Source organism: Leptospira perdikensis (genome assembly GCF_004769575.1).
Classification (GTDB): domain Bacteria; phylum Spirochaetota; class Leptospiria; order Leptospirales; family Leptospiraceae; genus Leptospira_A; species Leptospira_A perdikensis.
This window is the reverse complement of sequence record NZ_RQGA01000009.1, coordinates 178,258-204,723: the sequence shown is the minus strand read 5'-3', so window position 1 is coordinate 204,723 and position 26,466 is coordinate 178,258. Positions and strand designations below refer to the sequence as shown.

25 protein-coding genes and 1 tRNA gene are annotated in these 26,466 nt (G+C 39.7%); 12 read left to right on the top strand and 14 right to left on the bottom strand.

The features are described 5' to 3' along the window. Window positions 1–6 precede the first annotated feature (6 nt). Window positions 7–570, bottom strand: coding sequence for a hypothetical protein (locus EHQ49_RS09340; protein WP_167482999.1), 564 nt, complete (start codon window positions 568–570; stop codon window positions 7–9). Further along, complete coding sequence (locus EHQ49_RS09335) at window positions 557–2,086, bottom strand: methyl-accepting chemotaxis protein (protein WP_135578696.1); 1,530 nt, start codon at window positions 2,084–2,086, stop codon at window positions 557–559. Before EHQ49_RS09335 ends, EHQ49_RS09340 begins: the two co-directional genes overlap by 14 nt. Before the next feature lie 244 nt (window positions 2,087–2,330). Between EHQ49_RS09335 and EHQ49_RS09330 the strand changes: the two genes are divergently transcribed. The 3 genes from EHQ49_RS09330 to ileS all read left to right on the top strand — a co-directional run bounded on the left by EHQ49_RS09330 (window position 2,331) and on the right by ileS (window position 7,955). Further along, window positions 2,331–4,502 carry a hypothetical protein gene (locus EHQ49_RS09330; RefSeq protein WP_135578694.1) on the top strand — a complete coding sequence of 724 codons (2,172 nt, stop codon included), beginning with the start codon at window positions 2,331–2,333 and terminating at the stop codon, window positions 4,500–4,502. Between the two features lie 13 nt (window positions 4,503–4,515). Beyond that, entirely contained in the window at window positions 4,516–5,145 is a 630-nt protein-coding gene (locus EHQ49_RS09325) for a leucine-rich repeat domain-containing protein (protein WP_135578692.1), read from the top strand. Between the two features lie 62 nt (window positions 5,146–5,207). Continuing rightward, complete coding sequence (ileS, locus tag EHQ49_RS09320) at window positions 5,208–7,955, top strand: isoleucine--tRNA ligase (RefSeq protein WP_135578690.1); 2,748 nt, start codon at window positions 5,208–5,210, stop codon at window positions 7,953–7,955. A 192-nt stretch (window positions 7,956–8,147) separates the two neighbouring features. Here ileS and murJ read toward each other — a convergent pair whose 3' ends face one another. The 4 genes from murJ to lipB are packed head-to-tail and all read right to left on the bottom strand — an operon-like array spanning window position 8,148 to window position 12,370. After that, the gene (gene murJ / locus EHQ49_RS09315) at window positions 8,148–9,779 is read right to left on the bottom strand and encodes a murein biosynthesis integral membrane protein MurJ (RefSeq protein WP_135578688.1); all 1,632 of its coding nucleotides are present in this window, start codon (window positions 9,777–9,779) and stop codon (window positions 8,148–8,150) included. An 11-nt stretch (window positions 9,780–9,790) separates the two neighbouring features. Next, window positions 9,791–10,651, bottom strand: coding sequence for an STAS domain-containing protein (locus EHQ49_RS09310; RefSeq protein ID WP_135578686.1), 861 nt, complete (start codon window positions 10,649–10,651; stop codon window positions 9,791–9,793). A 3-nt stretch (window positions 10,652–10,654) separates the two neighbouring features. Continuing rightward, window positions 10,655–11,650, bottom strand: coding sequence for an LIC_12071 family protein (locus EHQ49_RS09305; RefSeq protein WP_135578684.1), 996 nt, complete (start codon window positions 11,648–11,650; stop codon window positions 10,655–10,657). A gap of 60 nt (window positions 11,651–11,710) precedes the next feature. Further along, window positions 11,711–12,370, bottom strand: coding sequence for a lipoyl(octanoyl) transferase LipB (lipB, locus tag EHQ49_RS09300; RefSeq protein ID WP_135578682.1), 660 nt, complete (start codon window positions 12,368–12,370; stop codon window positions 11,711–11,713). Between lipB and EHQ49_RS09295 the strand changes: the two genes are divergently transcribed. The 3 genes from EHQ49_RS09295 to EHQ49_RS09285 all read left to right on the top strand — a co-directional run bounded on the left by EHQ49_RS09295 (window position 12,353) and on the right by EHQ49_RS09285 (window position 14,156). Beyond that, window positions 12,353–12,886: a type II toxin-antitoxin system antitoxin SocA domain-containing protein gene (locus tag EHQ49_RS09295; protein WP_135578680.1), complete on the top strand. Its 534-nt coding sequence runs from the start codon at window positions 12,353–12,355 to the stop codon at window positions 12,884–12,886. The genes lipB and EHQ49_RS09295 overlap by 18 nt on opposite strands. Beyond that, on the top strand, window positions 12,883–13,239 hold the full coding sequence (gene panD / locus EHQ49_RS09290) for an aspartate 1-decarboxylase (RefSeq protein WP_135578678.1): 357 nt from the start codon (window positions 12,883–12,885) through the stop codon (window positions 13,237–13,239). Before EHQ49_RS09295 ends, panD begins: the two co-directional genes overlap by 4 nt. A gap of 65 nt (window positions 13,240–13,304) precedes the next feature. Then, window positions 13,305–14,156, top strand: a complete 852-nt coding sequence (locus tag EHQ49_RS09285; RefSeq protein ID WP_135578676.1) for a hypothetical protein — start codon at window positions 13,305–13,307, stop codon at window positions 14,154–14,156. Window positions 14,157–14,225: 69 nt separating this feature from the next. On the opposite strand, the gene EHQ49_RS09280 is transcribed toward EHQ49_RS09285, so the two are convergent. After that, window positions 14,226–14,438 carry a hypothetical protein gene (locus EHQ49_RS09280; protein ID WP_135578674.1) on the bottom strand — a complete coding sequence of 71 codons (213 nt, stop codon included), beginning with the start codon at window positions 14,436–14,438 and terminating at the stop codon, window positions 14,226–14,228. A gap of 86 nt (window positions 14,439–14,524) precedes the next feature. Here EHQ49_RS09280 and EHQ49_RS09275 point away from each other — a divergent pair, with 86 nt between their 5' ends. The 4 genes from EHQ49_RS09275 (at window position 14,525) to EHQ49_RS09260 (ending at window position 19,073) form a co-directional block, all read left to right on the top strand. Next, window positions 14,525–15,334 (top strand): hypothetical protein, encoded by an 810-nt coding sequence (locus EHQ49_RS09275; RefSeq protein ID WP_135578672.1) that lies wholly within the window; start codon window positions 14,525–14,527, stop codon window positions 15,332–15,334. Between the two features lie 73 nt (window positions 15,335–15,407). Continuing rightward, the gene (gene trxA, locus EHQ49_RS09270; protein ID WP_004786415.1) at window positions 15,408–15,719 is read left to right on the top strand and encodes a thioredoxin; all 312 of its coding nucleotides are present in this window, start codon (window positions 15,408–15,410) and stop codon (window positions 15,717–15,719) included. An 18-nt stretch (window positions 15,720–15,737) separates the two neighbouring features. Next, window positions 15,738–17,891, top strand: a complete 2,154-nt coding sequence (locus EHQ49_RS09265) for a cAMP/cGMP-dependent 3',5'-cyclic-AMP/GMP phosphodiesterase (protein ID WP_135578670.1) — start codon at window positions 15,738–15,740, stop codon at window positions 17,889–17,891. 51 nt (window positions 17,892–17,942) lie between these two features. Then, entirely contained in the window at window positions 17,943–19,073 is a 1,131-nt protein-coding gene (locus EHQ49_RS09260; protein ID WP_135578668.1) for an acyl-CoA dehydrogenase family protein, read from the top strand. 158 nt (window positions 19,074–19,231) lie between these two features. On the opposite strand, the gene thiC is transcribed toward EHQ49_RS09260, so the two are convergent. Continuing rightward, window positions 19,232–20,743 carry a phosphomethylpyrimidine synthase ThiC gene (gene thiC, locus EHQ49_RS09255; RefSeq protein WP_135578666.1) on the bottom strand — a complete coding sequence of 504 codons (1,512 nt, stop codon included), beginning with the start codon at window positions 20,741–20,743 and terminating at the stop codon, window positions 19,232–19,234. A gap of 263 nt (window positions 20,744–21,006) precedes the next feature. Beyond that, complete coding sequence (locus EHQ49_RS09250) at window positions 21,007–21,378, bottom strand: PilZ domain-containing protein (RefSeq protein WP_135578664.1); 372 nt, start codon at window positions 21,376–21,378, stop codon at window positions 21,007–21,009. Between the two features lie 108 nt (window positions 21,379–21,486). Between EHQ49_RS09250 and EHQ49_RS09245 the strand changes: the two genes are divergently transcribed. Next, a complete protein-coding gene (locus tag EHQ49_RS09245) occupies window positions 21,487–22,644 on the top strand; it encodes an Lsa36 family surface (lipo)protein (protein ID WP_135578662.1) in 1,158 nt (385 codons plus the stop codon). A gap of 122 nt (window positions 22,645–22,766) precedes the next feature. Continuing rightward, window positions 22,767–23,390 (top strand): hypothetical protein, encoded by a 624-nt coding sequence (locus EHQ49_RS09240; protein ID WP_135578660.1) that lies wholly within the window; start codon window positions 22,767–22,769, stop codon window positions 23,388–23,390. On the opposite strand, the gene EHQ49_RS09235 is transcribed toward EHQ49_RS09240, so the two are convergent. The 5 genes from EHQ49_RS09235 to EHQ49_RS09215 form a co-directional block, all read right to left on the bottom strand. After that, complete coding sequence (locus EHQ49_RS09235) at window positions 23,387–24,667, bottom strand: MFS transporter (protein WP_135578658.1); 1,281 nt, start codon at window positions 24,665–24,667, stop codon at window positions 23,387–23,389. The genes EHQ49_RS09240 and EHQ49_RS09235 overlap by 4 nt on opposite strands. Before the next feature lie 83 nt (window positions 24,668–24,750). Then, window positions 24,751–25,116: a phasin-related domain-containing protein gene (locus EHQ49_RS09230; RefSeq protein WP_135578656.1), complete on the bottom strand. Its 366-nt coding sequence runs from the start codon at window positions 25,114–25,116 to the stop codon at window positions 24,751–24,753. Window positions 25,117–25,246: 130 nt separating this feature from the next. Then, a complete protein-coding gene (locus tag EHQ49_RS09225) occupies window positions 25,247–25,822 on the bottom strand; it encodes a bifunctional nuclease family protein (RefSeq protein ID WP_135578654.1) in 576 nt (191 codons plus the stop codon). Window positions 25,823–25,848: 26 nt separating this feature from the next. Then, window positions 25,849–25,922: transfer RNA gene (locus tag EHQ49_RS09220), tRNA-Ile, on the bottom strand. 61 nt (window positions 25,923–25,983) lie between these two features. Further along, window positions 25,984–26,466, bottom strand: a complete 483-nt coding sequence (locus EHQ49_RS09215) for a hypothetical protein (protein WP_135578768.1) — start codon at window positions 26,464–26,466, stop codon at window positions 25,984–25,986.

Below are 26,466 nucleotides of genomic sequence, written 5' to 3'. Positions count from 1 at the left end.
TTAGTATTAGTAGGTTATTGAATCAATTTCATTTCGAATTTCGATCCATTCCTTCTCCCCCAATTTCGGCAAAAGATACATACTTTTGCGATTGGGTGGGACTAAAAAAAACTGAGTTCCATGTTCATCTCGACTTTTTAGCGAAGGATGAACAGGCAAATAAGCACCTAACTTACGATAGAAACGAATTTCTTCTTCCGATTCTGGTTTTAATGCTTGGATGGATAAACTCTTTCGGTAATAAGCCAAATAGGACTGGATATCCTCTTCGGATTCAGAGGGATCTGTCACCAAAAAATAAAACGAAGACTTTACCTCGGGAAACCTTTCCTGAAATCGACGAAGGGCTTCCAAAGCTAAAGGACATTTTTTACCACAGCCCACAAGCCCCGGATAAATCCAAATCCAAGTACCGTTTGGTTCTTTTGAAAATTTTTCCAAACAAAAAGGACAATCTACATACCGAGTTTTGCCACTATAGTAACTAATGCCAAAACTGAGTGAGATGAGTAAACCACTCATCAAAAACAAAATGCTGAAGTTTCGAAAGATAATTTTAGGATTTACCATGACCAATCATAGCAGCTAAAGTTTCCACAGAACCTTTAAGTCCATGAAAAATCACATTCCCCTTTTCAATGAGAGAAATCATATGGGAACTAGTTCCCAAATTGGTTTGGGTTTTAACATTCAAGTCAATGATAGAATTGGAAATCTCATCCATACTTGTGGATTGTTCTTTACTTGAAACTTGCATTTCTTGTGCAATTTGATCCAAGGTAGCAAGGGCGTTTTCTTGCCTTTCGAAAGCCGAAAGAGTTCCTGTAATCTGAGCAGTGAGCTCCCCCATCCCCACTTCTGAAGAAAGAATGGACTTTACAAAACTTTGAACTGTTTGGTTGATTTGATTGGATTGTTTGAAGCTAACTTGAATCGCCGATTTGATCTTTCCTGAAATTGAAGAAATATTCTTTGTAGCTTCGGCAGTGGAGTCCGCTAGTTTAGAAATCTCCGAAGCAACAACGGCAAAACCGCGACCGGCATCTCCGGCACGAGCCGCTTCAATCGATGCATTTAACGACAATAAGTTGACTTTTTCTGCAATATCAGAGATGAGTTCCAAAATTTCTTCCATCTTTTCCGAATCATCCACAGCTACTTCCATCGATTGGTAAAGGCCAGTGAATTCGGATTCTGTTTTTTTGACACTGTCAGCAGATTCTTGAATTTTGGACCGCATCACATCCAAGGAAGTTACAAATCCTTGGCTCAAAGTAAATAGGTTGTGGTTTAATTCCTCTACTGATTTGACTTCTTTGATTTGTCTGTTCGATCCTTCCAAAATCAATTGACTAGATGCTGCTGTTTCTTCTGTAGCAGCAGAGATAGCTTCAATGGAAGAGGACTGATTCTTAAACGAAGTTTCAAATTCACGGACTTTTTGAGAAATGAGTTCTGAGTTTTCCACAAAGGATTGTGTTCTTAAAGAGGCTTCATCGATCGCAGTGGTGACCCCAGCAATGACTGTTTCTAAATTACTTTGGGTTTCGATTTGTTTCTTTAGTTCCAAAACAGAACGATAAGAAAAATAGATCAGAATTCCTGTTTCAAAAACAACAAATAAAGCATGGGTAAGAACAATCTCAAGACCTGTTCCATAACTATACACCATTACCTTGGTTCCGAAAATGACAGTACCAAATTCTTGAATATAATTTCCAACTAAGTGATGTATGGCGATCGTAAGTGCAGCAACAAAAAGAACTCTCCAATCTTCATAAACAAATAGAATGGCAAGAGCACTAAATACATGGAAATGCATCTCAATCCGGCCAAATTGCGCCTGAATCAAAATGGCACTGAACATCATAAGGGTTGCACCGTTCCAAGCTCTTAAAAGGAAGGAACCTCGGCCCAAACGGTAAAATACAAAAGAAACAAAAGACAAAACAACTGCCGATAGAGTAACAACCGTAGTTCCACCATAACCTAAAGAGAGAAAAAAAACAAGAGGAGTGTGAGCAAGGATTGCCCAGAGAAAAAAAGTATCTACTTTCTTTTGGCGTTCTAATAGAACCGCTGCCAATTTTTTATCCATATGATAGTAGACGAAAGAAATGGATAGAAGTTGAATCAAAGAATGGTGTGAAGATAAAATTGAATCACTTGATGCCACAGATTCAACATCATTACGATATCAATTCAGAATCTGCCCTTGGGATCTATACCCATTTGAAATTACTTTTCGACCCTAAGGATGTCCGGAAACCAAACTTTCTCTCTTGATTTGCGGAAAATAGGTTTTGATACTTGTTTGCAGAAGGTATATTTTGGAACAATTCTCGGAACCCACAGATTCAGAAACACCACTCACTGGTGAACCGGCGGATCCAACTTTTTTCATTCCATTACCCAAAAATATAGCGAGTTATTCTATGACCTCGCAGGCAATTTTGGAAGAACTCCGAGTACGCCATAGACGACTCGAAATGCATGGAAGTGCTGAGATCACCCCGTCCCTACTGTTAACTGTCGATTCCATTCCGGAATTACTCTCAAGGCAAGTTCAACTCACAGAAGTACATAAATCGGGAGCTGCCATCGCAGAAGCCTTCAAAGAACTAGCAGGACTTACAGAACACAACCGAGAAGCCGTAGTTTATTTTTATCCTTTCTTTCTATCGGTAGACCAAAAACTCACCATGCGAGTGAGTATGATTGCACCACAAAACAGAGAAAAGACGGACATTGTCCCTTTTCGTAGAGCTTGTTTCAAATACAGTATCGATTTGATCGATCAACTATTCAAAAATAGAGCCGGTCGCGAGTTTATTTTAGATGAGGAAAATCCAGGATCAGGACTTGTTCGTTCTGATCAAAAAGGAAATGTTTATTTTTTTCCCACCAAACTCAGTTATGAAAGTGAATTAGAAGCAATAATTCGCAAAACAATGGAGTCTTTTGGTTATATTCCCATGAAAGACTTTATTTTGGATGTAATCACAAGAGGAAAAGAAACAGCAAAACTTGTAGAGATTATCCCTGGTTACCATTTGATTTTGCCAAATGGTTCACATAACCCAGAATATGCACGCCATCTTGCCGTACAACTAGATGGACTAAAGATCTTTTCCTTTCCTTATCTCAAACGTTATGCAACAGAGAACAAATATTCAGGATTTTTAGAAAAACTAAATGAATTAGAAATAAATTTTCCCAAACGAACCGAAGACTTAATCAAAACAGGAGTGAGCCTAGTTCCAAACATCACTTCTCTCCTTGAGGAATTTCCTTTTGATAAAATTACAACTGATGAAGGGAAACGAGTGGGAAACTCGATAAGGGAAAGTCTTTTTATTTTAGACAAACTAAACAAACGTCTCAAAGAACAAAAAAAAGAAGATGCAGAGGATGCAATTACAGCACTCACCAAACTTTTAGGAACCAAAATCGAAGACAATACGACAAACACACTCACTCTCACAAAACTAGACTTAAACGCTGAAGTGAAAGTCCTCGGACTCAAAAATGAATCAGACAATTCCAAAGCCATTTCTAAAATTATAAATTCACTTTCCGAAGTTTACGGATGTTTGGAAATGAAAGAAGACAAATTCCATGTCCTATTTGCTCTAGATCAAAAAAGTCTTTCGAAAGTCGAAGCCAATACTTTGGCACTAGCAAAAACTGATTCCAATTACCGAAATGAACTTCCCATTCTTGATCAAATCCGAGTGATCCTAAAAAACAGATCCGATGAAAATATAGACAAAGAAGAGATTCCTGAAATTTTCCCGGAAGATATTACAAACTCAAATACCCAAGTTTCCAAAGAACCACGAATTTCCTTTTCGGCCCTCCAAGAAAAATTCCATGTTCCCATTGGTGTGTTTAGTTTTTTAGCACTGGCTTCTTTAACCACAGTGGTTTCTTTACTCTTAGGATCTTTAGAATACATTGTCAGCGGTTTTTGTATCAGCTTTTTTGTAGGCCTCACATTGGGTTATCTCTACCGGTCAGATGGAAAACAAAAACTAACTGTAGAAAAACAACTATCCGCTAGTCCCAAAGAAAATAGATCTCTTGGTATAGCCAAGGTTGCAGAAGGATTCATTTATCCAAAAAAATTCAATAGTATTGCGGAAAAAGTTTATGATTCCAAACGACTCCGAAATCATATCGAAGATTGTGTAGAAGATATCAAAATCCAACTCCCAAGTTCAGATCAAAAAAAAGAATCAAACAAAATTGTAGCAGAGATTGAACATGCGATCTTACAAATTTCAGTTGTTATGAAAATTCCAGAAGCCATACAATTAAAAAACAGGCCAAAAGAACTAATACTATCCAAAGCAGACTTTCGTACGATTCTATTTCGAACGCAATTGGCCGAGTATTACAGAAAGGAAGCAAGTATATACAAATCAGATCGTGACCAGATGGACTACATTCAGTTTATCATCCGAGAATTAGAATTTGGCTATAATAAATATTTGAAATGATAAATCTGGTTCTATGAAGTCTTTTGTATACACGACAATTACGATTTTTTTTCTTACATCCTTACTCTTACAATGTAAAAAGGATGTTGTCAATGCAGAGGAATGGTTCGAGAACCATAAAGAAGACCGGGTTCTAAACCTTTCCAACAAAGAAGTGGGAGTCCTTCCAACCTCTATTGGAAATTTAAACAAGGTGGAGGAACTGACTCTCCAATACGATTCCCTAAAAGAACTCCCTAAAGAAATCGGAAACCTCAAACAACTTAAAATCCTAAATCTCTTTGGAAATCCGATTAGAACCTTACCAGAAGAAATTGGTAATTTAGAAAACCTAGAAATCCTACTTCTTGGCAGAACCGAACTGAATGAAATTCCCGCCGTTATCGGTCGTTTGCAGAAATTAAAAACTCTCGCTCTGGACGAAACTAAAGTCCAACTAACAGAAGCTGATGTGGAAGTGATTGCGAGTCTTCCTAATTTAGAAATTCTTGATCTAACACTGATGCGAGAATACAAAACACTTCCGAAAAACCTCTCCAAATTAAACTCCCTAAAACATCTCGTTTTACAAAAGACCCTACTCGAAAAATCGGATGTTGCCCGGCTTCGGGACGAATTGCCCAAGGTTCGAGTCAAACTCTAAGAACTAAGGAATATTTTTTTTCCGTTTTCTCTTTGGCCTAGACCCCAAAAATTGGTCTTAATATGGCCAAACCAGAAACGGAAAATCCTTATTCTAAAACGGTTCTCCTCCCGCAGACCAACTTCCCCATGAAAGCCGACCTGGCAAATCGTGAGCCTGGTCAAATTAAGATTTGGAAAGAAAAAAAAGTCTTCCAAACCATGAAGGAAATTCGTAAATCCAAACCTTCGTTTGTACTACACGATGGGCCTCCTTACGCCAATGGAAATTTCCATGTAGGTCACTCACTCAATAAAATTTTAAAAGATATCATTGTTAAATCTAAAACCTTAGCCGGTTTTCAAACCGATATGATTCCTGGTTGGGATTGCCATGGACTTCCTATCGAAGTACAGGTGTTAAAGAATCTAGGCAAAGAAGCAAGAAACACCAGCCCAAGTGAACTTAGAAAAAAATGCCGTGAGTATGCTACAGAATTTGTAGGTAAACAAGGTGAAGACCTAAGTCGTTTTTTATGTTTTTGGGAAGAAGATAGAAAATATCTTACCATGGCCCCTGAATTTGAAGCAAGAATTGTAGAAGTATTTGGATCACTTTTCGAAAAAGGATATATCTATAAAGGAAAAAAACCAGTGTATTGGTGTATTGATCTGGCTACGGCTCATGCAGAAGCAGAAATCGAATACCAAAACCATGTTTCTCCTTCTATCTACGTAAAGTTCGCTGTAAAAAGCGAAAAAGATACCTATTGTTTGATTTGGACGACCACTCCTTGGACATTACCGGCAAACCTTGCGATTTGTTTTAACCAAGATTTAGATTATTCACTTTTCCAATCCGATAGCCATGGAAGGCTCATCCTTGCTGATGGATTAAAAGAAGCTGTAGAACAAAAAACAGGAATCACACTTACAAAGATTAAATCTTTATCCAGTGTAGATCTTGGAAAAATGACCTTCTTACATCCGTTTATCGAGAGAGATTCCATCCCCCTTTTCGGAAACCATGTCACACTAGATGCAGGAACGGGTTGTGTTCATACGGCACCAGGCCACGGAACAGATGACTACCGTGTGGGAACTGCTGCAGGCCTTCCTCCACTTTCGCCAGTAGACGATTACGGCCGTTATACGGACGAATTTGAAATGATGAAGGGAATCAAAATTTGGGATGCCAATCCTAAAATTGTAGATCTTCTCAGAGAAAAAAATGCCTTAGTTCACTACTCCGAATTTACTCACTCGTATCCACATAGTTGGAGGAGTAAAAAACCTCTAATCTTTCGGGCCACACCTCAATGGTTTTTTTCCATAGACCACGCCGGCCTTAGAGAAGATTCTCTGAAGGCTATCGATAAAGTGCAGTGGATCCCTGATTGGGGGATCACAAGGATCCGTTCCATGGTGGAATCTAGACCTGACTGGTGTTTGTCGAGGCAAAGGAACTGGGGAGTTCCTATTCCCTCTTTTACTTGCAAATCTTGTGGATTCACTCATCTAGATGATAAAACCATAGGACACTTCATTCAAATTGTGAAAAAAGAAGGAATCGAAGTTTGGTATGAAAGAGAAGCCAAAGACCTACTTCCCGAAGGCACAAAATGTACAAAATGTGGATCAGATGATTTAAAACAAGATAAAGATATTTTGGATGTTTGGTTTGATTCTGGTGTTTCCAGTTTTGCTGTGTTTGGTGATTCACTAGAGCGCGAACCAGCGGACTTATATTTGGAAGGTTCTGACCAACATAGAGGTTGGTTTCAATCTTCTCTTTGGCCGTCAATGGCGATCAGAAAAAAACCACCATATAAATCCGTTCTCACTCACGGTTATGTTTTAGATGAAAAAGGCCACGCAATGTCCAAATCTCTTGGCAACGTGATCAATCCTACAACGGACATCATCAACCAATATGGTGCGGATATCCTAAGACTTTGGGTATCCACTCAAGATTTCCGTGACGACGTCAAAATCGGAAAAGACTCTATCAAAACGGTAGCCGAAGCCTATCGCAAGATTCGCAACACATTCCGTTATCTTTTAGGTAATACAAGTGCAGAAACTCTTCAATGGAATCTAAAGAAAAATGATTTAGAAGAAATCGACAGATACTATTTACATAAACTTGCAAAACTGAATGAGGATGTAAAAAAACTCTACGAGAACTACCACTTTCACCAAGTATACCATCGGGTTTTGGTATTTTGTACAGTCGATCTTTCTCAAGATTATTTTGAAATCATTCGGGACAGAATGTACTGTGACGCAAAAGAATCAAAAACAAGAAAATCTTCTGAATATGTCCTTGCTTTGATTTTAGAAACTCTAACAAAAATATTAGCACCCATCTTATCTTTCACAACAGAAGAAGTATGGAATGAATTTGGTGCAAAAGACTCTGTTTTCTATTCAGACTTTTCCGACTTAACCTCTTGGTTCGATTCCGATTTAGAATCCAAACTAACTCCAGTTTTTCAAACCAAAGAACTGGTACAAAAAGCATTGGAGGAAGCAAGAAAACTAGGAAAACTAGGAAAATCTTTGGAAGCAGAAGTATTTGTTACTGGTGATTCATTAAAGTCCACCGGATTTACTAACGAAGAATTGAGTTTATTCTTTGTGGTTTCCGAAGTAAGTTTTGATACTTCCGAAATCAGAGAAGTATTCTCTGAATGGAAAGGAGAAAAAGACTCGATCCAAATCCGTAAACCTCGTCACCACGAATGTCCTAGATGTTGGCGCCATGTCGCAGAAAAAGAAGGAACTCTTTGTGTTCGCTGCGAAGGAGTTGTTTCTAAACTTTCAAGTTAAGGTTACAAACAAAATCGTAAGTATAATTTACAAATTGTATGTTATACTTATGATCCTTCTCTTTCACAAAAAAATACTGACCTAATTTAAATCTATCAAACAAAATAAAACTAGATCAGACCAAAAGAGCACAGAATATTCCGTCGGAACGTCGGTATCTTTCAAATCAAAACCATCCAAATCCCGATTCGATTATGATTGAATCGATTTCTTCCTAATTTTCTTAAGGAATCTTCCAAGGATAATTTCTGATTCTGGAATCCTGATCAAACTTGCGGTAACAAAATAAATCACCACGGCAGGAAGGATCGAAACCACAAGGCAAATCCGACTCACATTGGCAAATCCAAGCCCCCATTCACTCGTCAAATAATTCACTAATACTGGTTTTGCGACCCATTCAGAAATTATTAACCAGAGAAGTAATCCTAGAAGTGCTGGCATCATTTTAAAAACACGAAGCCAAACTGTGGAAAATGGAATTTTTACTTGGTGCGATTTTAAGTAAAATAATAAAAGTGAAGAAGTTACTGAAGCACTAAGAGCCGATGCCAAAGCAATGGCAGAATGTTTTAAAAAATACATAAGGCCGATACTAACCACGATACTCAAAAAAAAGGAAACTAATTGGATTCGAAGTGGAGTTTTTGTATCCGAAAAAGCATAATAAGAAGATACCAAAACTTTATTAATGCTATAAAATGGAATGGCAAAAGAATAAAAAACCAAAGGATAAAAAGCCGTCATCGTTGCTAAATGATCCCAACGCCCTCCGTAATAAATAGAATCCAAAACGGTTTCTCCTAGAACCGCTAAACCGATGCTTGCCGGTAGAGTCAAAAAGAAAGCAAAAGACAAAACATCAGCAATTTCTTTTGGAACATTTTCTTCCCTACCCTCACGAAGGTCTTTCAAAAGTGAAGGAAGGATAGTTGTTGCTAGGGCCACTCCGATGATTCCTGTAGGCAGTTGGACAAGTCTTTGGGAATAATCTAAACTCACAACCGCCCCGAGGCCTGGGTTTTGGTTTTGAATGTAGTTGGCAAGAAAGATGTCCACGAGTAGTCCAATTTGGTAGAAACTTCCACCAAGTGCGGCAGGTAACATGAGTTTAAAAATTTTACGAATGGCAGGATGTTTCAAATTCAATCGAAAGATCGGACCATATCCATTTTTATAAACATACCACCCTTGAACGAGAAGTTGTAAAATTCCTCCCGTAACAATCCCATAAGCCAATACAAATACTTTGTCTCTGATCTCATGGTAAAAAGGAAATACAAAAATAAAAACAATCAAATAACTGAAGTTAAGGATGATGGGAGAAAGAGAAGGAACAAAATAATTATGGTGGGAGTTGGAAATCGACATAAAAATCGAAGACAAACTTGCCGTCATGATGAGAAAAAATAAAACTAATGAAAGTTCTACGACAAGTGTTCCGTATTCCGGAGATCCACCCACAAGAGCTGGTAAAAAACCTGCTGCAAAAAACCAAAAAAGAGCCACGAAGATCGATAAACAAAGAAATAAAAAACTAAGTACGGTCCCGGACATCACTCGCGCTTCATGAACACCCATCTTTTCGTATTCCGAAAAAATAGGCATAAAGGATTGGCTAAGAGTCCCTTCTGCCAAAAGATTACGGAACATATTAGGAAGTCGATACGCCACACTAAACGCAGAGGCAACCATTCCAGTTCCAAAACTAACAGCCATAAAATGGTCACGAATGAGACCTAAAATACGAGATAAAAAGGTGTAAAAAGAAAGGGCAAGTGAACGCCTGGTGCTTGACTCACTTCCCTTGGCTTGTTTTGTCATAAGACCAGACTTTAGAGTGGATTCAATTTTTCAAGAAAACGGATAGATCCACTTGGGCTCATTTGGAATTGAGTGGAACAACCCGGACATTCATGTTTGCCAAATTTATGAAGTCTGAGCCTTGTCCCACAGACTTCACATTGGATGATCCGCTCAACCGTCTCTAATTGTTTGGTTTTGGATTGGATGTAACTTGGGATTGTCACCGGTTTTTCTTCTAATCCAGGAGATGTTTTATAAACAGAAAATCTTCTTTCCAATTCATGGTTCAAGGTCTCTTTGATTTCTAACCGGAGGCTATTCAGTTTTTCTTCCAAAACAGATTCCATCGGAGAGGTGGGCGTTTTAGAAACAACAGCCGCTTCGTCCGTATCTGCAAAAGATTCCAATCGAGAGACGGGTTCTTTGGTCCTGGAGCCAGACTCCCTATCTTTAGATTTTCCTGTAAAATAAAAACGGATTCGGTTATCGTTTGTTGGACTCGCCTGGGACGTAGTTTCCGTAACGGAAGGTTTTGATTCTGCTACTACCGGTTGTACCGGATCCATTTGTAAAAGAAAGGATTCCGCTTGGGTATGACCCCGAAAGATAGGAAGGCGATCAAAAAGGCCAACGAGACTCAATACATCTTCTACTTCCTGTTTCACACCATAGATGGCATAAACGGCCCCGGTCTTCGTGATCTGTTTATGAATTTTAACAAGGATGCTGATTCCATTTGATGTGATAAAATCCAAAGCACCAAATTGGAATAAAAACTTTCTGTATCCTTTTCCTAGTTGGGATTCAAAGTAACGATAAAAATCTTCGGCACTGGTTCCGTCCAAACCACCTTTCAACTGGATTGAAAATACTTTGTCTTTGGGTTCCATAATCTATCCTAAAAAGATCGCATCGCGAATCGGTGTTTGGTGGGAATCAGGAGAAAGAGAAGAAACAAGAGGGCCTTCTGATAAAATTTCCACTTCGCTCCCGGCTCTAGCAGTTGCCGCAACACCATGGTTTGTCTCTTCCGTTAAATCAAGAACAGGTTCTACTTGGCTCACCTTTGGTTCCAAGGTTTCTACAGTTTTTTTCTCAAAAAGTGGAAGGTTACGAGATTCTTTAGGAGTGATCAATGAATCTCTTGCAACTAACATAGTATAAGCAACAAAAGCACCTGTAAGAATCAAACTCACAACAAAAGCAAATAATATATAATTAAAAACCATCCATTCCACTAGTTTCCATTGGTTTTCAAAAAGTAACCCTAAGTTCCCTCTTTCATAAACCAAAATCACAAGGCCTGATACATCGAGTGTTCCTGGTTTGTAAAGAGGAGAAGTCAGTCTCACTGTATTTGACTTTGCTAATGGCAAAAAAGTAAGAACCCATTCAAATCCGGAACGAACTTTGGGATCTCGTTTGGAATTCAAAATAGGATTTTCTCCGTTTTCTGGTTCCGACCATTCCCATTTTTTCATCCGAATTCCTTTTTTAAAAAAAGTGGAATGTTTGAGTGTTTCGTCTGGAGTTCTTTTTTTTAATTCATCCGGTGTATAAATGGTATCAGTGGAAACAAGGAGAGTGGCATCCGAAGAATACAAACTGATCTTTTGGATACGAAACTCTTCCGGATCATTTTTGGATTGTTCTACATAACGGTGAAACATTTTTTCAAGTTCCACATAACCTTCGTTCTGTAGTCTTTGTTCCGAACTTTTTGCAAGTGCTAGTGTTAAATCGCGAGCTCTATGGTCAGAAACAAACTGCTCTTGGGTGAGAGCGTTTTGTAATGACTCATAAAAGGTCCAAACCACAGCACTCAATGCCAAAGTTTCACAGAGGAAAAAGAAAAGGATAAAGGATAGAAAAAAACGTGAATATTTCATAGATCCCCCTTATACTTTTCGGTCGAATCTTCGAATTTACCCAGGAAAATACGGAGGAAATTAAGAGAGTGAGTCTATAAATGTCCTGGCAAAAACCTCTACAAATTCCTTTCGTTTCTTCAAAAAATCCGTATCTTTCCCCAACCGAAGCAGTGATGTCATATCTTCCGACTTCGCACCACAAGGGTTGATCAGAGAAAAGGTAGATAGGTTGTTCACACCGTTCAAAGCAAATCCAAAACTAGTAAAATAGGACTTCGCATAGATTCCTTCCGAAACAAGTTTTAATTTGGGTTCTTCGGCAGTATACAAACCCGGTGCTTTGGGATTTTCCTCGAGTGTTAATCCCCAAATTTCACGAATGGACTCCACCAAACTTTTGTTTAAAGCCCGTAAAAAATCACCCAAACTTAAATTCCTTTTTTTCAAATCAATATGTAAGTAACCTACAATTTGCCCCGGCTCATGGGCGGTAAAGTCCCCCCCTCTTTGCAAAGTGACAAGTTCCACTCCCAGAGAAGAGAGTGTCTCTGGGGAAACCAAAAGATTTTCCGCTTTCGCACCTATGCCCCCTGTTAAACATGGACTGTGTTCTAAAAAGAGCATGGATTCCCTTCGATTTTTCCTGGAATTTTCCTGGAATTTCACGTATCTTAAGTACGGAACAATCGAAGGAAACAGGTAAGAAGGAAGTCCTTTTCGATGGAGAAACTTTATCATGCGATCCTTTGGATCCTCGAAAAATCACCCAATGGTAGAGCCCGCCTTGATTTGGCGAAACTCCTCTACTATTCGGATGGTGTTCACTTCCAAAAACATGCGGAGATGATCACAAGAGGAGACTATATCCACTTAGAAGACTCCCCTTACCCCGTCAAACTGAACGAAGCCCTTTTATTTTTGAAAGACAAAGGCCATATCGATGCCATTCCCAAAATCGAAGGAAATGGAATCCAAGGATTCACTTTACGATTTCTTAGACCCTTGGAAGGACTCATTCTTTCCCGGGAAGAAAAAAGGGTGATGATGAAAGTTGTGGAAGCATTCCGGGGCCGGGTGGTGGATGAAAATCGCCATTACCCCAACCTATATGAAAACTACGTAGTCACCCCACTTTTCGAGGCCATCCCCTTTTCTGTGGAAAGGATCAATACGAAAATCCATGTTCTCGTACAAAAAAGCCTTTTGAATCTATCGGGCAAAATGTTTAGGGTTTTATTTGAGAGGTCAGAATGATCATCACTGTTTGCAAAGGCAAAATTCACAGGGCCGTCGTTACTGAGGCCGAACTCCACTACGAAGGTAGCCTCACCGTTGACCAAGACCTTATGGATTTGGCCGGAATGAGACCCTATGAACAAGTTTCCGTGGTGAACGTAAATAACGGGGCTCGGTTCGAAACTTACCTGATTGTAGGAGAACGCGGTTCGGGAACCATTTGTTTGAATGGAGCAGCGGCCAGGCTCGGGATGAAAGGTGACAAGGTCATCATCATCACCTACGGCCAAGTGGTAGAAAAAGAGCTTCCCACAGATTACAAACCTAAGGTAGTCTTTGTGGACGAGAACAATCGCCCGAAAAAAGCCTAATTTCCCTAATTTTTCCGGGGCATTTCTTCGATACTAACTGTATAAACCAAATTGGTAGTCGGAACATGAACAAAACAATATTCGCCATTTCATTCACCCTACTCACTTGTGCCCTATTCGCACAAGAAACAGGGAATACGCAAGGGACACAAAACACAGCTGCCTCCAAAGACAACCGTGATCTGTATCCACTTTCTATGTATGATACAAGGATCCGCCTAAAAGGTGTAAACTTTGTTAGACGACATGCTGATACAGGAAAAGGCGAATTTCTAGATGTCCAAGTAGAACTAGAATCTAGAGTTCCAGAGAACAATGAATATGCCATTTATGTTCTTGCTGGATTTGAGGGAGACAGAAGTAATCCAGATGAAAGAAGACTCATCCCTTATCCTGCATGGAGAAAGTCAGATCCGGAAAAAGACGAAAAAACATTATACTTTTCCAATGTAATGCCAACACCAGTGACTGCCAAAGAAATTTGGGGTGAAGAAACTTATGCAAAGAAAAAAGCGGAAGTAGAGAAAAGACACTACTCAGGATTTGAAGCAGAAATGCCAGAACCTACATTTACAGAAGTAGTGGATTATCTATGCAAAAATAATGCAAAGGCACTTCCGTTTACATTATTTGGTGAAACAGGTCCTACAAAAGAAAAACAAGTAATGTATAACTATGTGGCACAAACGGAAGATGAGAAAAAACGCCAAGTGCATGAAACTCTTCCAAAACACACTTATACCATTTACAATAACAAGTATCGCACAAACATTACAAGTCACCACTACACCCAATACCGACCAAACTTTCTTACTTTTAACAAAGTAGCAGTTCTTGTGTTTGATACAAAGAAACCTACCAATAGCCTTCTTTTTAGAAAGTTTATTGATATTTCTGATTTAAAGATTACTTACTAATTGGTAAATCCAAGACCAGGTTTGGTCTTGGAATCTAGGTGCCTTGACCTAAAGAAAAATCCAAAAGGATTAGTGGTCAGTGCCTTCCGGGCGGATGGGGGGGAATTGTTCCGAAGCCCTCACCCTCCACTCGTCTTCCGGATGGTTCAAATGCAACCAACCGTTCGCAAAATCCCAACGACCGTCTAAATCCAAAAAATCCCAGAAAATTGCCTGGTTCATGTATTTGTAGGTATCGAGAAGATCGAGTAGATCCCTTTGTTTCCTGGGAGAATTGTCCATTCTATTCCAGTTTCGGCAAGTTGTCCCCCGGGTCGATGTTTTTTATGGACAAAAGGAATCGAATCTGCCGAAAATGATACCAGACCATGGCAATCACAAAGGAAAAAAAGGCAGACTTCAACGACAAACTAGTAGATTTCAAAAACTACCTGGAGGAATTAAAAAAAGAAGCCAATATCTTCAAGGTCCAAGCCAAAAAAAGTAAGGACATGGAACCTTATTTCAATATCTCCCTTGCCATCAACTCTATCAAAACCATTAACACCTGTATTGTGATTAATGAACTCTCCACTGCTATTTTAGAAATCAACAACAACAACTATTTAGAAACTGCTAGAAAAGAAATTTATAACGCAATCTCTTATATCGAAAAAACGGTGGGAAACAACGTAGATGGTTCTCTTTCCGAAAACAAAGAACAATTAGCAAAAATAGAAAGGTTCACACCTACACAAAGACTGAATCTCGTGAAGGGATTAATGCAAGCCATGAAGAAAACCACTGCTGCATTTGGTACCAACTCAAAGTGGAAATGGTCTTGGCCTGACATCAATTTCCGAGTTGCGGCATGTACCAAAAACCTTTTTGATTTCATTGCTTACGAAAGAGAACAAGACCTCGAAAATCCGTATTACTACATTCGCAAAGAACACTTCAACCTTGTCATAGAACTTGCTAACCAAGCCGCCCAGGATTATAGGACAAAATTTGAAATGTCTACACAAGATTCCACAGATTTGAAACATTCTGTGGAAATGTTGGAAATGAACCGTAAAATTTTCCAAATTACAGGCGAAAATGAAGATTTGGAAAAAACCAAAACACTCATTGAATCCTTTCAACAAAAGATTACGGATCTCGAATCCGACGATAAAAAGAAAAAAAAGAAACAATAATCGACGTTTTTCCCTAGAATCCCCAGTCTAGTTTATAGAAAGGGCAATACTTTTCAAAAGGAGATTTCGAAATATGGCACTTACGGAAGTCACTGACGCCAATTTCAAAGCAGAAACTGCTAAAGGCGTTGTACTCGTGGATTGTTGGGCGGAATGGTGCGGACCTTGTCGAATGGTGGCTCCTGTTCTTGATGAATTATCGCAAGAAATGGCTGATATCAAAATTACAAAACTAAATGTTGATTTCAATCAGAAGACAGCGCAGGAATTGGGAATCCAATCGATCCCGACTCTTCTTCTCTATAAAGACGGAGTTTTAGTGGATAAAGCAATTGGTGCTTTACCAAAACCGCAAATTAAAAAATTTATAGAAAATCACAAGTAGGAAATAAATTATCCCCTAATGGTCAGTTCTGAACCGAATGGTTTTACCGCTCTCCCTAGAGGGGGATATTTAGTCGATACATCCGAAGGGTATATCCAAATTGGATCCCCTCCGGAAACAATTAAAGACACCATGGGGTTGGAAAAGAAAACCCCTCTGGTGTTTGTTCTTCCCAATAAATTCTTCCATGTCGAAAAAGGGATCTCCATTGCGGAGTTAGAATTCCCCATTTACTTCAATTTCTTCTTTCGTGGTGGCAAAAAAACATTTATTGTTTGTTCTCCCGAACAAAAAGAACAGCTAACTATTGTTCTCGGGGAATCTCTTATGGGGCCACAAGAACTGAACCTAGCTTCTGAGTTTATTGATGGAACGGAAAGTTTTGGTTTCCCTGATATCAAGGCCGAGATGGCACATTTCCGTAGTTACAAAACTATGGAGGAAGTGGTTGAATTTGTTTTATTCGACGAAAACCACAAAGCCCAATTCGGAAAAATCACAATTGAACAACTCCCCTCCAATGAATTTCTCATTGTGGATGGAGATAAAAAAATCAAAACTCCTGGAGAGGTCGACTTCCATGTGAAGTATGATATTGGAAAAAGGTTAGAAGAACCTTTCCAACCTCCTCTCATCGGAATCACTTGCCTTGGACCTTCTCATGGTTTTGATCCGACAGACAACACTTCTGGTTTTATCATTTGGTTGAACGGCCAAGGAATTATGGTGGATCCACCGGTGAACTCCACTGAGTGGTTACGGGAATCCAATGTAAATCCCAAGTTCATCAACTCCATCATTCTCACTCACTGTCATGCTGATCATGATGCAGGAACCTTCCAAAAGATTTTAGAAGAATCCAAAATCACCATCTATGCCACAGCAACTGTGATGGAATCATTCCTTAAAAAATACTGTAGTCTAACAAAGATTCCACGCCGTGAAATCACAGACCTATTTGATTTTATTCCCGTTGTTATCGGAAGGCCGACAATCATCAACGGTGGTGAATTTTATTTTCATTATGCCCTCCATTCCATTCCTTCCGTGGGATTCGAATTTTTTTTCCAAGACCAGTCTTTCTATTATACCTCTGACCACTTAAATGACCCCGATGCCTTTGAGGAAATGTACAAAAAAGGTGTATTTACTGAAACCAGATACCAGTTTTTGAAAGATTTCCCTTGGGATCGTAAAATCATTTATCACGAAGCCGGTGTCCCTCCTCTGCATACAAAGATTAGTTACCTTGCCTCACTACCGGAAGAAGTGCAAAAACGAATCACAGTATACCATATTGCTGCCAAAGATATGCCTGAAGGAAACCACCTTACGCTTGCTAAATTTGGAATTGAAAATACGTTATATCCAGAAATCACTCCGCCCAAACACCAAGAGGCTTTCCAACTTTTAGAAATCCTTTCTCAAATTGATATTTTCTCTGGATTCCCAATTGAGAAGGCCAAAGAATTTTTACAAATCGTAAAAGAAGAAAAATTCCGTCGTGGCGAACAAATCATCAAAAAGGGAACTCACGGAGACAGATTTTTTATCATTGCTTCCGGGAATGTTCGTTTTGAAGGACTATCTGGTGATCCTACTGCCGTCAAAAGGTATGGAACTTACGAATACTTTGGCGAAGCCTCCCTGATTTTGGATACGGTTCGTCAAGCGGATGTATTTGCTGAGACAGATGTTGTCGCCCTCACCATTGAAAAAACTAGGTTCTTTCAGTTCATACGCGGATCCAAACTCCACGAAAACCTAACCAAACTCAATAGCATCCGAGAAACCAATACCTGGAAAACACTCACAGAATCCCAAACCTTCCGGGGACTCACCAGTTACCAAGTCACCCAACTTGAACTCATCTTAAAACTAGAAACTGTAAAAAAAGAAGCAGCTCTGATTGAAGAAGGCCAAACCTTTCACAATGCCTTTATTGTTAGGTCCGGAACCGTTGTGGTGATGCAAAATCACAAAACCATTCGAGAACTGGGTGCTGGTGACTTTGTTGGGGAAATCTACTCCCTCACCAAAAACCTCCCTTCTAATTTCAGTTTCATTGCCTGGCCGGGCACGGAATTGTATGTTCTTTCCGAAGAAGATGCGATTCAGTACATCAAGAAAAATCCCGGTGTCTACATGAAGCTGAACACTGTTTATAATTGACCTCAATTCGCCATTTTTGTAACATTTCCATATCAAGGAGTCACAAATCATATGGAGCGTATCCTCCCCTTTACTGAAGAACACCATCAATTCCGCGAGATGGCTCGGAAATTTTTTGAAACAGAAGTAAAACCACACCACGAAGAATGGGAAAAAAACCATATCGTACCCAAAGAAGTTTGGAGAAAAGCGGGCGAAAATGGCCTACTCTGCCCCGATGTTCCCACAGAATACGGCGGTTCTGGTGCCGACTTCCTTTATAACATCATCATCATCGAAGAATCTTCTCGCGTGGGAAATAGTGGTTTTTTTATCTCCCTTCATAATGACGTGATTGCTCCCTACATCTCTACTTATGCCAGTGATGAACAAAAGAAACGTTGGCTTCCGAAATGTGCTTCGGGGGAATCCATCCTTGCCGTAGCAATGACTGAACCCGGAGCCGGATCTGACCTTAAATCCTTACGTACAAGTGCTGTTGATATGGGTGATCATTTTGTGGTGAATGGACAAAAGACATTTATCTCAAACGGACAACTAGCTGACCTTATCATCACTGCCGTCAAACACGACAACGGAACTATTTCCCTTGTGATGATTGAAGAAGGAATGAAAGGTTTTGAAAGAGGACGTAATTTAGATAAAATCGGACTCAAAGCCCAAGACACTTCTGAATTGTATTTCAACGATGTAATTGTTCCGAAAACAAATCTTATCGGTAAACAAGGACAAGGTTTTCGTTACCTCATGCAAAAGTTAGCACAAGAACGATTGGTGCTTTCAGTGGCTGCAGTGGAGGCAACAAGACTTGTCCAATCCTTAACCCTCCAATACATCAAAGAAAGAAAAGCCTTTGGTCAAAAGATCGGATCTTTCCAAAATACAAAATTCAAAATGGCGGAAATGGCAACAGAACTAGAAATGGCACAAGTGTTCTGCGACAAAGTTGTGATGGAACATATGAAAGGTGAAAACACAACAGCCGAAGCTTCTATGTGTAAATGGTACACAACAGAAATGCAAAAACGCCATACTGATGAGTGTTTACAATTCTTTGGTGGATACGGTTATATGATGGAATATCCAATTGCCAGAGCTTACCTCGATGCAAGGATCCAAACCATCTATGCGGGAACCACAGAGATCATGAAAGAAATCATTGGTCGTAGTTTGGGACTTTAGTCTCAAACTGATTCAAGATTTTTTACCTTCAAAACATAGATTACAAAAGTTTTATCGAAAACCCGGCGCATTTGGCCGGGTTTTTTCGTTACTGCGAATCGAATCACTCATAGATCAAATCACGAATCAGATGCAACCAATGAGTGGGAACAAACCAACTAAACTTCAGAGCCGTCCACTGCACCCGCTCCTATCGTTTCCTTTCGTAAATCCGTTGTGAGACGCATGGAACAAAAATGAGGTCCACACATCGAACAAAAATGGGCCTTTTTCATTCCATCTTGTGGAAGGGATTCATCATGGTACGAGCGAGCGAGTTCAGGATCAAGAGAGAGGGCAAACTGGTCTTCCCAACGAAATTCAAACCGAGCCTTACTTAACAAATCGTCTCTTTCTTTGGCACCAGGATGTCCTTTGGCAAGATCGGCAGCATGAGCCGCAATTTTATAAGCAATCACACCATCCTTTACATCTTGTTTATTCGGAAGGCCTAAATGTTCTTTTGGTGTCACATAACAAAGCATAGCGGTTCCATACCAAGCAATCATGGCAGCACCAATGGCAGAAGTGATATGGTCATAACCTGGGGCAATGTCTGTGACAAGTGGCCCGAGGGTATAAAAAGGAGCTTCCATACAAATCTCTTCTTGGAGACGAACATTTTCCTGGATGAGATGCATCGGAACATGTCCTGGACCCTCCACCATCACTTGGACATCATCGGCCCAGGCGCGTTTTGTCAATTCTCCCAAAGTTTTTAGTTCCGCAAATTGAGCTTCGTCATTGGCATCATTGATACAACCAGGCCGGAGCCCATCTCCCAAAGAATACGAAACACCGTATTTTTGCATGACCTTAGTAATGGCATCAAAATGTTCATAAAGAAAGTTTTCTTTTTTATGGTGGTTACACCACTTGGCAAGGATCGAACCTCCCCGAGACACAATCCCTGTGATTCGTTTGTTTGTTAGGTGGATATAATCCCGAAGAACACCAGCATGGATGGTAAAATAATCCACACCTTGTTCCGCTTGTTCTTCTAAAGTTTCTAAAAATACATCGATATTTAGGTCTTCGACTTTTCCTTTTACCTTCTCCAATGTTTGGTAAAGAGGAACAGTTCCAATCGGAACGGGAGAATTCCGAATGATCCATTCTCTGGTTTCGTGGATATTTTTTCCTGTAGAGAGATCCATCACCGTGTCAGCCCCCCAATGTAAAGACCAACGAAGTTTTTCCACTTCATCATCAATGGATGATAAAATAGCCGAGTTACCTATATTGGCGTTGATTTTTACCAAAAACTTCTTACCAATGATCATTGGTTCTAATTCTGTATGACGTTTGTTTGATGGTATAATGGCCCGACCAATTTTCACTTCATTCAAAACAAACTCAGGACTCATTCCTTCCCTTTTAGCCACATATATCATCTCTTCTGTGATGATATCTCTTTTGGCATAATAGAGTTGGGAAAAATTTCTGTCCCCTCTTACCTCCCGAGTTTGGATCCAAGACTCTCTGAGTTTAGGAATCCCTTTTTTATAATCGTATTCGTTTTCATGAATACAAAACATTCCTTCTGTTCGGTAAGATTGAAACTTGGTATTGTCAGAAAGTGTGATGGTATTTTCTGGGATCGCGATAGGATGGTTGGGATTTGTTTCCATGTTCAGTTTTCCTTGGCCGGAACTGATCCATCAGAAATTAGCGGGAAAACAAAAAAGGGTAATTCTAGAAATTAAGGATTCTATATCCTTACACAAGACTTAGCACTTTTCTCGTTTCCCTTCGCAAGCATTACCAGGATCAGGTTCAAAAGGGTATTTCTCAGCCGATTCCTAACACATCCAGTCCTAGGAAACAAGCACCCCTAACGGTTACCTATCATTTCAAATGGTTGTATTTTTTTGACAACCATTATCAAAATATCCTATTTTAATTCACGGCCTTGTCTGACCATTCGGTTGACATAAACTTGTAGGTCTTGTTTGCCTTTGGGACCAATTTCTGTAAATTGTACCCCATAAACTCCTGTTTCCTTAGATTTTTTGCCAATCTGTTTGATCACTCCTCGTGCAAGAAAGTCTTCCAAATCCCCTGGAAGGGCCACAAGGATTTCCACCGTTTCGTTCATATCCCATTCATCAAAGTGGTTCGGAGCAATGACTCCGACCCCGCCAACACTTATGTCGCTCGCTTTTAAGACATCCAAAAGGGCAGTTCCCATCAGATGAATCTCGACTGGATCATTTTCCAGTGGTTGTACGCGTACATATTTCCTTTTTTCTTGGATGGGTGCCATGGCCTCATATTCCACAGAAATTCTAACTTGTAAACTAGGAAATAGAACCACCTCCATTTGTTAAGAAAACATAGACCAATCTCCGATATTTGGTATAATAGGGGCGACATGAAATTCCGTATTGGTGTTCTTTTACTTACAATCAGTTCAAGCCTCCTTGTGAATGTTTCCTTACAGGCAAAAGTGACTTGTACGGGAGATGCTTGTACCATCCTCCCCACTACCATCCAATCACAGATCAATAGCGTTGATACGGCACTACAACTGCAATATACAGACAAAGTGCTCGCCACCATGTCTGAAGCTGCGGTGATTTCCAATATCAACTCTTCCCTTATGGGGCCAGGAATTGTGAACCGGTTTCAAGTCGGTGCAGGACTGACTGTTGCTGGCCAACAAAAAGAAGATATCAATGTCGCTTACCAAAGTTTGAGTTTTCAAAAACTCCCGAACGTAGGAGCCTCCCTGGCACCTAACTTTGTTGTTGCGGTAAACTTAGGTTGGCTTATGGGAGGTGGACCCTCCGATACGGAACCTGAACTCAAAACCTTTCTCCACAGATTCAATTTATACCTTCATGGATTCAAATTCAACTTTGCCCAAGGTGATGTACAAAAAGCCATCGAAGCACAAAACAAAAACGTGGAACTTGGTGGAGACATTACTAACGGTGGTTTTACTTTACGATTTCATATTATCGAAAATTATTCTGATGGAATCGGACTATTTGAATTTTCAGGAATCTCTATGGGCCTCGGACTCCATTACCAAAGGCAAGTCATTGACGTTACCTATAATGATAACAAATCACAGACATTGGCTCTAGGTCCGGCCATCGGAACTTGGGGTGGTTCTACTACGTTTAACTATTCCAGTACGGTCACAAGTATTCCTTTGGACATTCGTACGGGATTTCGAATGTTCTATTTCTTTACGATCTTTGCCGGAGCCGGAACTTCCATGAACTTCGGTAGTTCCACTCTCAATTTATCTCGGTCCGGCCCCTTAACTTTAGCCTTGGATTCTTCGGCTATTTCCGCTTCCCTTTCTCCAGAAATTGCGGCCCTCATTCCGGCATCCGCACTTGGACAGACCAAAACCGGAACTCTCACTATGGATCTAAGTGGGAAGGCACAGGCACCTAACACGACTAATTTTCTTATCGCAGGGATCGAAATCAATGCTCTCATCACCAAACTCACTGTAGAAGCAGTAGTGGCCCAGAATGTCCAATCAGTGATGCTCGGAGCAAAATTTTCCTTCTAACGAACACTTGGCACCTTTTTTGCAAATTCGTTAGAGAACGGCTATATTAGAACCGATTCGGGGATTTCCTAGAATCGTTTGTTTAAGTTCTAAGCAGAATGCCGATTTTAAGGGAGAGCTCTATGGCGCAAATTATGCAAGAAATCAAAAAACCCATCCTACATGTTTCTTGTGTCCCAAGAAAAGATACAACCCTACTCAAAATTTCCCTTTCCCAAGATGATTTGGGAATTCTCTACCGAGTCACCTCTGTGCTCTACAATCATGGTTGGGACATTTTAGAAGCGGTGGCAGAAACGGCGAGTGACGGACATGTCCAAGATCTATTTGTGATTCGTAGTTGGGAAGGAGGAGAAATGACAGAAGAACTTCTTTCTCAAATCCGAACTGATCTCTACGCTTTGTTTTACGAAGGAAAAACAGTAGCTATGTACTTACGTGAGAATGCAAAGGAAGAAGTTTTAGTACGTAAAATTGGAGATTCCGAAGCCACCCTAAAACTTTACAATCCCATTTCTTCTGACTTTACTGTAATGGATTTACGAATGAAAGACACTCCGGGAATTTTATTTCAAATCACGGAATCTCTTTTCCACTTAGGAATTGATATCATTAGTTTTACAGCGAATAGTTTTGACGGAAAAATTCGAGATAGTTTTTTACTCCGCACTTCCCTCACAGGAGAGAAGTTGGATGAAAAAGTAATGTTTCCGATGCTTCGTGCGAAGTTGGAATCTTTTCTTTAAGTTGTTTTTTCTTTTTGTGTAAAGAGTAAAATTCCAAATCCAATGAGAAGGACGAAGGACACAAAAAAAGCCAAACTAGGACCTTTTTGAAAGTATAACAAAGAAAATACGACTGGTGATACGGCTCTTCCGAGGGAACCAAAACTTCGGAAGAGACCAAGAGACCTACCCAAATCCCCTCTCCCACTCTCTAATGAAGCAAATGAAGATAATCCAGGATTCACAAGGGCACTTCCAAAAGCCAAAAAGAATAAAGATACAAATAGTCCTGCAAAACTTGTTCCCAAACTAACAAGTAGGCCCATCCCAATCACAACAAGTAAGGCACCATAAAGAGAAATTCTTTTTTCCGAAATTTTTCCAGAAAGTCTACGAACCACTCCACCTTGCACCAGTATAATGATGATCCCTATGTATAAAAAGGTAAACCCAATCTCTTTGGGAGAAAAATGAAAACTATCAGAAAGAAAAAAATTAACAACAAATTCAAATCCAGAAAAACTAAGAACAAAGAGTAAATTCAAAAGTGAAATTCGAACCAAATTACGAGATTCAATTTTTCCTAAAGAAAGAAAGGGATGGATTTCCTTTTCTGGAATTACTTCTGGTTTGTTCTGTGGTAAAAATATATAAACAAGGATGACTGTAAGAAGCGAAACTAAAATCGCAAAAAATGCGGAAGCAGGGAAAACAACGACACTTCCTTCTTGGTGTAAAAAATCTAAAAAAGTCCACTGGGAACTGATTCCCCCAAGGAGTGGGCCCATCACAAATCCGAGACCAATACCGGCACCAAGAAACCCCATCCCTGCTGCTCTTGATTTTTCATCCGTTTGGTCAGCCATGGCCGCCGATGCCACAGATAAATTTCCGCCCATCATTCCTGTAATGACACGACTGAGCACAAACATCCAAAACTGAGAAGAAAACAACCAAAGGATGTACCCAATAGTATTTCCAAGAGTTGTGAAAATTAAAATGGCACGTCGTCCTGAATGATCAGACAATCTCCCCCAAATCGGAGCTGCTATAAATTGTAAAAAACTATAAATACTACCAAGGATTCCACCAAACAATACAAAGGTATACTTTGTATCTCCTCCAAAGGACAGAAGGTTCGCGGCAGAATAGAACATTCTGAACAGAACATCATCTCCTTTGAATAAGAAGAATTCTAAAGTTTTAGGAAATAAAGGAAACAATAGGGAAAAACCCATCATGTCCGTAAACACTATCAGAAAAAGTATGAATTTGATTCGTTTGGGGGACGTACTCATCTAGGCTACTCTCCCAAAACAAATAAAAAAAGCCACAGAAATCTCTGTGGCTTTTTCTTAAATTTCACTAAGAAACTCTAGTCTTATTTCGATTTTGCTTTATCAATCAAAACTTTCAGTTCATCTAACGTTTGTTTTAACTTTTCCTTCACTTGAGGAGGGATTGCCGTATCAATTTGTTGGTAAATGGATTGGTAATTAGCTTGAAGTTTTGCCAACACCTCATCATAACTTGCGTTAGTTTTACCAATAGCACCTTGAGCGTCTGCAATTGTTTTACTGAGAAGGTCACGAATCTTTTGAGACTCGACCGATTTATCCAATTCCCCTTTTGACTTTAGATCATTGTAAACTTTTTCTAAATCAACAACAGCAGTTTTTAACTTTTCTTCGCCAGAACGAAACAGAGCGATTCCAGCATTGACAACATCCATAACCAATTTTTCCATACAACTTTCCTGTAAAGGGTAAACATCCCTATTTTTGGATTCCAAGTGTATGTAAGAAAAGGTGGGATTACAATTAAAAAATTCGAATGTACCGATTTTCTATGAGACATAGTTAAGAGGAGGATTCGTCTTAACTGTTTTCGATGAGTTTTTTGATTTGGTCTCTAATTTTGGCAGCAGTTTCATAGTCTTCGGTTTTCAATGCGTTTTCCAAAGTTTCTTCTAAAATCTGTAAATTCGACTTAGGTAGGGCTTGGATTTTTTTCTCCGAAGATATATTCTCCCCTTGCATCTCCTCGTCCTTCATAATGATCCCTGTTTCATCTAACACAGACTTGGCGATAAAAATAGGAGCATTGGCTCTTAAGGCCAGAGCAATTGAGTCGGATGGCCTTGCATCCAAAGTGATAATCTCATCCTCTTTTTGGAGTTGGATTTTCGCGTAAAAAGTACTGTCTATGATCTCTTCAATTGTAATTTTTAAAACCGTAGCCCCAAGCGAAGTCAACATGTACAACATAAGATCATGTGTCATTGGTCTCGGAGGTTTGGTTCCGTCAATGACTGTGGTTATGGAATGGGTTTCTAAGGGTCCAATAAAGATAGGAACCACACGTTTGTCTTCTGAATCCTTCGGACGGAGGAAAACAGCAAAGCCTACATTGGTCAGGCTGATATCAGAGATTTTTACTTCATAAAACTCCATATAATATCGATTCCTTTCCTGTTTTGTGGGCCCAGAAGGGCTCGAACCTTCGACCCGCAGATTATGAGTCTGCTGCTCTAACCAACTGAGCTATAGGCCCCACTGACTTCCAATCTTTCGGGGAAATAAGTAGAGACAAGCATAAAACAAAAGATTAGACGTTAAAGCGGAAGAAACAGGTTGGATTCAAAGAATTCGGTGAGGTCTTTACGATCACTCTTCCATTGGATCCAGATCCATAAAGCCGGTTTTGATTCCAAACCAATCCATACTTGGTTCCGAAGAGCATTTTGGTTTCGAACTTGATCTGCCTGAAAAATTTGGAAGTTTTGATTTCCCAGTGACTTTTGGAACTGTTTGGGTTCGATCGCCTTCGTAAATACAGAATCCTTCCAAAGAGTTTTGTCGTCTAAGGGTTCATTCCAAGGAAGAGTTCTTACGACCATAAAAAACCCATCACGTTTGGCAGGATAAACGGTAAGTTTTTTACTCGATGTGCTTTCCCACTTTACCACTACGGTTTCAGGAAAGACAAAAGAAAAACTTTCCCAAACAAAGTTTTGGTTTGGTTCTACAAGTGTCTGTGAAAGGATCGGAGTAGCAGAGATTCCTAAAAAAAACAGAATCGATACAAACCCTCTCAT

Excerpts from the sequence above, each read along its gene's own strand:
- EHQ49_RS09230 (WP_135578656.1), bottom strand. The coding sequence starts at position 25,116 with ATGGAAAAATTGGTTATGGATGTTGTCAATGCTGGAATCGCTCTGTTT.
- EHQ49_RS09285 (WP_135578676.1), top strand. The coding sequence starts at position 13,305 with ATGAACAAAACAATATTCGCCATTTCATTCACCCTACTCACTTGTGCC.
- EHQ49_RS09250 (WP_135578664.1), bottom strand. The coding sequence starts at position 21,378 with ATGGCACCCATCCAAGAAAAAAGGAAATATGTACGCGTACAACCACTG.
- EHQ49_RS09275 (WP_135578672.1), top strand. The coding sequence starts at position 14,525 with ATGGCAATCACAAAGGAAAAAAAGGCAGACTTCAACGACAAACTAGTA.
- EHQ49_RS09325 (WP_135578692.1), top strand. The coding sequence starts at position 4,516 with ATGAAGTCTTTTGTATACACGACAATTACGATTTTTTTTCTTACATCC.
- EHQ49_RS09265 (WP_135578670.1), top strand. The coding sequence starts at position 15,738 with ATGGTCAGTTCTGAACCGAATGGTTTTACCGCTCTCCCTAGAGGGGGA.
- EHQ49_RS09240 (WP_135578660.1), top strand. The coding sequence starts at position 22,767 with ATGGCGCAAATTATGCAAGAAATCAAAAAACCCATCCTACATGTTTCT.
- EHQ49_RS09245 (WP_135578662.1), top strand. The coding sequence starts at position 21,487 with ATGAAATTCCGTATTGGTGTTCTTTTACTTACAATCAGTTCAAGCCTC.
- EHQ49_RS09310 (WP_135578686.1), bottom strand. The coding sequence starts at position 10,651 with ATGGAACCCAAAGACAAAGTATTTTCAATCCAGTTGAAAGGTGGTTTG.
- EHQ49_RS09225 (WP_135578654.1), bottom strand. The coding sequence starts at position 25,822 with ATGGAGTTTTATGAAGTAAAAATCTCTGATATCAGCCTGACCAATGTA.
- EHQ49_RS09235 (WP_135578658.1), bottom strand. The coding sequence starts at position 24,667 with ATGAGTACGTCCCCCAAACGAATCAAATTCATACTTTTTCTGATAGTG.
- panD (WP_135578678.1), top strand. The coding sequence starts at position 12,883 with ATGATCATCACTGTTTGCAAAGGCAAAATTCACAGGGCCGTCGTTACT.
- EHQ49_RS09295 (WP_135578680.1), top strand. The coding sequence starts at position 12,353 with ATGGAGAAACTTTATCATGCGATCCTTTGGATCCTCGAAAAATCACCC.
- thiC (WP_135578666.1), bottom strand. The coding sequence starts at position 20,743 with ATGGAAACAAATCCCAACCATCCTATCGCGATCCCAGAAAATACCATC.
- EHQ49_RS09305 (WP_135578684.1), bottom strand. The coding sequence starts at position 11,650 with ATGAAATATTCACGTTTTTTTCTATCCTTTATCCTTTTCTTTTTCCTC.
- EHQ49_RS09340 (WP_167482999.1), bottom strand. The coding sequence starts at position 570 with ATGGTAAATCCTAAAATTATCTTTCGAAACTTCAGCATTTTGTTTTTG.
- ileS (WP_135578690.1), top strand. The coding sequence starts at position 5,208 with ATGGCCAAACCAGAAACGGAAAATCCTTATTCTAAAACGGTTCTCCTC.
- trxA (WP_004786415.1), top strand. The coding sequence starts at position 15,408 with ATGGCACTTACGGAAGTCACTGACGCCAATTTCAAAGCAGAAACTGCT.
- EHQ49_RS09260 (WP_135578668.1), top strand. The coding sequence starts at position 17,943 with ATGGAGCGTATCCTCCCCTTTACTGAAGAACACCATCAATTCCGCGAG.
- EHQ49_RS09280 (WP_135578674.1), bottom strand. The coding sequence starts at position 14,438 with ATGGACAATTCTCCCAGGAAACAAAGGGATCTACTCGATCTTCTCGAT.
- lipB (WP_135578682.1), bottom strand. The coding sequence starts at position 12,370 with ATGATAAAGTTTCTCCATCGAAAAGGACTTCCTTCTTACCTGTTTCCT.
- murJ (WP_135578688.1), bottom strand. The coding sequence starts at position 9,779 with ATGACAAAACAAGCCAAGGGAAGTGAGTCAAGCACCAGGCGTTCACTT.
- EHQ49_RS09215 (WP_135578768.1), bottom strand. The coding sequence starts at position 26,466 with ATGAGAGGGTTTGTATCGATTCTGTTTTTTTTAGGAATCTCTGCTACT.